Consider the following 2,783-nt stretch of genomic DNA (forward strand, 5'->3'; position numbering starts at 1 on the left):
CGAGGCGGAGCTGGCGCGGACGGCCGCACGGTCCTGGTGGCGGCGGCAGCGCGGCGACGCCGACGCGCGCGCCCTGGCCAAGGGACAGCGCTTCCTGATCGGTCGCGGCTTCCCGCCCGGGACGGCCGCCGACGCCGTGCGGGCCACGGTCCCGGCCCGGCAAATCGACGAGGACGGGGAGGATCCGGCATGAAGATCCTGGTGACCGGAGCCGCGGGGATGCTCGGCCGCGCCATCCTCGACGAGTACGAGGACTCGGGCCACTGCGTCGGCGTCGACCTGCCGGACGGGGACCTCACCCTGCGGGACACGGCCCTGGAATTGATGATGCAGCATTCCCCGCATCACGTCGTCCACGCCGCGGCCTACACGGACGTCGACCGGGCCGAGAGCGACCCGGCACGCGCCCACGCCGTGAACGCCGAGGCCACCCGCCTGCTGGCCCGCTGCTGCACGTCCCTCAACATCCCATTCACCTACATCAGCACGGACTACGTCTTCGACGGCGAGGATCCCGCCGGGTACTTCGAGGACGCCGAGCGCCGGCCCCTGGGCGTCTACGGGCGCACCAAGGCCCTGGGCGAGGAGGAGGTCCAGACGGCCGGCGGCGACTGGCGGATCATCCGCACGAGCTGGCTCTTCGGCCCCGGGCCGAAGAACTTCGTGCTGACGATCCGCAGGCTGCTGGCGGAGCGGGAGACGCTGACGGTCGTCGACGACCAGACCGGCTGCCCCACCTACGCGCCGGACCTGGCGCGCGTCCTGCGCCTGATCCTGCTGGGCAGGGGCCGGGGCATCTTCCACGCCACCAACGCGGGCGCGACGACCTGGCACGCGTTCGCGCGCGAGGTCGCGCGACAGAGCGGCGCCGACCCCGAGCGGATCCTGCCCTGCGCCACCGCGGCGTACCCGACGCCGGCGCGGCGGCCCGCCTGCTCGATCCTGCGCAGCCGGAACCTGGAATCCATCGGGCTCGGTCCCCGCCCGTCTTGGCAGGAAGCCTTGGAGCGTTATATTGCGGGGCTCGTGCGGCACGAGTCACCCGAACCCGGAGTCCGGCCATGACCGAATCCGCAGAGCGGCGCGACGACACGACGGCGCGGATCTTCGCCGACACCCTGCGGGACCACCGCGACGCCGTCGCGCGCCTCGGTCCCGAGCACCTCGCCGCGATCGTCGCCCTGGCCGACGACGTCGCGCGGGCCTGGAGCGGGGGAGGCCGCCTGCTGGTCTGCGGGAACGGCGGCAGCGCCGCCGACGCCCAGCACATCGTGGCCGAACTCGTCGGCCGCTTCGAATGCGAGCGACGGGCCTGCGCCGCCCTGGCGCTGACGGTCAACACCTCCACCCTGACGGCCGTCGCCAACGACTACGGGTTCGACGAGATCTTCGCCCGCCAGGTCGACGGACTGGGACGGCCCGGCGACGTGCTGCTGGTGTTGTCGACCTCCGGGAATTCCCCCAACTGCGTCCGGGCCGCGGAGCGCGCGCGGGCCGGCGGTTTGCGGGTCCACGGCTTCCTCGGGCGCGACGGCGGCAGGCTGCGCGGGCTGGTCGACGGCGCCCTGGTCGCGCCGGCGGCGGACACGCCGCGCATCCAGGAAATCCACATCCTGATGGGCCACCTGCTCTGCGCCCTGCTGGAGCGGGGACTCGCGGACGCCGGGCCGGCGGGACCCCGCCCGTGAACGCCGGGATCGCGAAGGCGCTGCTCGTCAGCCTGCGCCCGCGCCAGTGGACCAAGAACCTGTTGCTGTTCGCGGGCCTGGTCTTCTCGCAGAGCGCCGCCGAGCTGCCGTCGATCGCGCGCGCCACCCTGGGCTGTCTGGTGTTCTGCCTGCTCTCGGGCGCCGTCTACCTGTTCAACGACTGCATCGACGCGCCCCAGGACCGCCGGCATCCCCTGAAACGGCACCGCCCGATCGCCGCCGGCCTGCTGCCGGCCGCCGTCGCGAAGCGTTGGGCCCTCGGCTTGGCGCTGACCGCCCTGGCCGCGAGCTGGCTGCTGGGCGTCGGCTTCGGCGCCACGGCTTCGGCCTTCATGGTGCTGAACCTCGGGTATTCCCTGGGCCTGAAGCGGATCGTCATCCTGGACGTGGTGGGCATCGCGGTGAGCTTCGTCCTGAGGGCGGTGGCCAGCGTCGAGGTGCTGCGACCGGTGCAGGGCGCCGTGCCGCTGTCGCCGTGGCTGATCCTGTGCACCTTCCTGCTGGCGCTGTTCCTGGGCTTCGCCAAGCGCCGGGCCGAATTCGTGCAGGAAGCGTCGGCCAACCACGCGACCCGCCCCTCGTTGCGCCACTACGGCCGGCGGCTGCTGGACGTGCTGGTCCTGTCGTCCTTCGCGTCGACCCTGACGGCCTACGTCCTCTACACGCTGGCCGACGGGACCGTCGCGCAGTTCGGCACCACCCGGCTGGTGTTCACCACGCCCTTCGTGGCGGCCGGGCTGGGCCGCTACCTGGTGCTGGTGTTCAAGGACGACCGCGGCGGTCGCCCCCATGAGATCCTGCTGACCGACCCCGCCATCCAGGTCGCGGTGCTGGGATGGATCACCTGCGTCTGCCTGATCATCGGCCTGCACCGGTGACGGCGCGAGGAGTAGCCTTGGCTTCGTTCGTCGCCCTGGTCCGGACCCGGCCGGAAACGTTGCCGCGCGACGCCGCGCGGGCGCTGGCGCTCGCCGGGCGAACCACCGGAGCCGGCCCGCGCGGCGTGTCGGCCGCGCGCGCGGTGGGTCCACACCCGACCGGCGGCGTGCCCAACTGGACGCTCGCCGCCCTGAC

General features: G+C 73.2%; 4 protein-coding genes. All 4 read left to right on the forward strand.

Translation table 11 applies throughout. The features are described from left to right. Positions 1–193: RecX family transcriptional regulator (locus Q7W29_10510; GenBank protein ID MDO9172251.1), on the forward strand; the 193-nt coding region annotated here is incomplete at its 5' end. Beyond that, positions 190–1,065: a dTDP-4-dehydrorhamnose reductase gene (gene rfbD / locus Q7W29_10515; protein MDO9172252.1), complete on the forward strand. Its 876-nt coding sequence runs from the start codon at positions 190–192 to the stop codon at positions 1,063–1,065. The genes Q7W29_10510 and rfbD, both read left to right, overlap by 4 nt. Continuing rightward, positions 1,062–1,688 (forward strand): D-sedoheptulose 7-phosphate isomerase, encoded by a 627-nt coding sequence (locus Q7W29_10520; protein ID MDO9172253.1) that lies wholly within the window; start codon positions 1,062–1,064, stop codon positions 1,686–1,688. Before rfbD ends, Q7W29_10520 begins: the two co-directional genes overlap by 4 nt. Further along, the gene (locus Q7W29_10525; protein ID MDO9172254.1) at positions 1,685–2,587 is read left to right on the forward strand and encodes a UbiA prenyltransferase family protein; all 903 of its coding nucleotides are present in this window, start codon (positions 1,685–1,687) and stop codon (positions 2,585–2,587) included. Before Q7W29_10520 ends, Q7W29_10525 begins: the two co-directional genes overlap by 4 nt. Positions 2,588–2,783 lie beyond the last annotated feature (196 nt).

The organism is bacterium, from assembly GCA_030654305.1.
Classification (GTDB): domain Bacteria; phylum Krumholzibacteriota; class Krumholzibacteriia; order LZORAL124-64-63; family LZORAL124-64-63; genus PNOJ01.

Excerpts from the sequence above, each read along its gene's own strand:
- rfbD (MDO9172252.1), top strand. The coding sequence starts at position 190 with ATGAAGATCCTGGTGACCGGAGCCGCGGGGATGCTCGGCCGCGCCATC.
- Q7W29_10520 (MDO9172253.1), top strand. The coding sequence starts at position 1,062 with ATGACCGAATCCGCAGAGCGGCGCGACGACACGACGGCGCGGATCTTC.